Source organism: Collinsella sp. TM09-10AT, from assembly GCF_003436275.1.
Lineage (GTDB): Bacteria > Actinomycetota > Coriobacteriia > Coriobacteriales > Coriobacteriaceae > Collinsella.
The window spans coordinates 1-1,430 of the sequence record NZ_QSOP01000051.1; the positions used below are offsets into that span (position 1 = coordinate 1).

Consider the following 1,430-nt stretch of genomic DNA (forward strand, 5'->3'; position numbering starts at 1 on the left):
TTGGGTGTTCCTATAGTTTTGTCAACCGTCGGGGCTACTCCCGGTAGGGCACCCGGTCGCGCATCACGGCGTATATCGCCCTGAGCCGCTTCCTCGCGACGGCCTTGAGCGCCCGCCCGTGCCCCATGCCCCGCGCCCTGCAGGCCCGGTAGTACTCGCCGTAGCGCCCCGAGGACCTCACCAGGCTGTTGCACGAGAAGATCAGCAGGGACTTGAGCCTCGCGTCGCCGCGCCTGGACGCCCTGACCGACCTCACCGACGTGCCGGAGCTCCTCACCCTCGGGGCTATGCCGCAGTACGAGGCCAGGTGGTCGTGGTCCGGGAACCTCGCGATGTCGACCGACACCGCGAGCTGCGCCGCCGTCCTCGGCCCGATGCCGGGCACGGTGAGCAGGCACGCGTAGGTCTCGTCGCCCTCGAGCAGCGCCGCCGTCTCGGCCTCGAGGGCCCCGGCCTCGTCGAGGGCCTCCGATATCCGGGCGGCCAGGAACCTGACCTGCCTGTTCTCGGCCTCGACGAGCGCCGGCGGGGGCGCGGTGGAGGCGGCCGCGGCCTCCCCGGCGGCCTCGGCCCGCGGGCCCCCGGCCCCGGAGCGGGCGATCCCCCACGCCCCGCCGAACCCGGCGAGCAGCTCCAGCCACCGCCGGTCCGACAGGTCGACCGCGGCCTCGAGGGCCGGGCAGGACTCGAGCAGCACCGCGCGCAGGCGGTTCTTGTCCCTGGTCGCGCAGGCGACGACGTGGTCGCGCTGCGACGAGAGGGCGCGGGCGGCCTCGAGGGCCTCGCCGCGGCCCGGGACCCCCGACAGGGAGTCCGGCACGCCCAGGGCGGTCCGCGCGATCACCGCGGCGTCGCGCTCGTCGGTCTTGGCCTCGCCGGCGAACAGGCCCGCGGCGCGGCTGGCGGCGAGCCCGGGCAGGTGGGCGACCCCGAGCCCCGCGGCGCGGGCCCGCCTCACGGCGAGGGACCCTATGTTGCGGAACTGGTCGACGACGACGAGCGTGCCGGCGGGCGCGGAGGCGAACAGCGCGTCGAGCTCGGCCTCCCTGTTGCGGACGGGGGCGCTGGCCAGCACCTCCCCGTCGCGGTCGATCAGGCAGGCCCAGTGCGATGACTTGCCGACGTCCAGGCCGAGCACGGCCGCGGGCCTGGTGGATGGCGCTTTCACGGTGGTATCCTTCCGGTAGTCGTTCGACCGGATGGCCTCCCCCTCGGCACTCACATTACCAGCCGCGGCGCCTGCCCGGCACTTTCCTATCAGCCGTCGGGGGCGGCGCGTCCCGCGCCGGCAGCACCCAACGGGCCCTCTCGGGGGCAGGGACGTTCGGCCGTGCGCGGGCGCCCGGTCGGCGGCCCGTTCTGGGCGCGCCTCAATCGTAGCCCGAGACGGTCCCGGGCTGACAATTTCGACTGTAATGGACGTTCTTAAA

General features: G+C 74.2%; 1 protein-coding gene. It reads right to left on the reverse strand.

Annotation, left to right across the window (positions count from 1 at the left end):
• Positions 1–34: 34 nt before the first annotated feature.
• A complete protein-coding gene (locus DXD77_RS10210; protein WP_233506800.1) occupies positions 35–1,222 on the reverse strand; it encodes an IS110 family transposase in 1,188 nt (395 codons plus the stop codon).
• Positions 1,223–1,430: the final 208 nt, after the last annotated feature.